The organism is Pseudomonas juntendi (assembly GCF_009932375.1).
In the GTDB taxonomy this organism is placed as follows: domain Bacteria; phylum Pseudomonadota; class Gammaproteobacteria; order Pseudomonadales; family Pseudomonadaceae; genus Aquipseudomonas; species Aquipseudomonas juntendi.
Genome location: NZ_BLJG01000202.1, coordinates 1 through 524, shown reverse-complemented (window position 1 = coordinate 524; position 524 = coordinate 1). Strand labels below are relative to the sequence as shown.

The window sequence follows — 524 nt, the reverse complement described above, 5'->3', positions numbered from 1 at the left end:
CGGCCTGCTCGACAACACCCAACTGATGGGTTCGGTGATGCGCTCGCTGGAAATTGCCTGCTACACGGCGGTGGCAGCGGTGGCGCTGGGGACCTTGGCCGCGTTCGTGCTGACCCGCGTCACCCGCTTCAAGGGCCGCACGCTGTTCGGCGGCCTGGTCACCGCACCGTTGGTAATGCCCGAGGTGATCACCGGCCTGTCGCTGTTGCTGCTGTTCGTAGCCATGGCGCAAATGATCGGCTGGCCGCAGGAGCGTGGCATCGTCACCATCTGGATCGCCCATACCACGTTCTGCGCCGCGTATGTGGCGGTGGTGGTGTCGGCGCGCCTGCGTGAGCTGGACTTGTCGATCGAGGAAGCGGCGATGGACCTGGGTGCCAAGCCTTGGAAGGTGTTCTTCCTGATCACCATCCCGATGATCGCGCCATCGCTGGCGGCGGGGGGCATGATGTCGTTCGCGCTGTCGCTGGACGACCTGGTATTGGCCAGCTTCGTTTCCGGGCCTGGCTCGACCACCTTGCCGA

The 524-nt window shown here is 65.1% G+C and carries 1 protein-coding gene; it reads left to right on the top strand.

The features are described 5' to 3' along the window. On the top strand, window positions 1–524 hold a 524-nt coding region (locus GYA94_RS21325), incomplete at both ends, for an ABC transporter permease subunit (protein WP_161893055.1).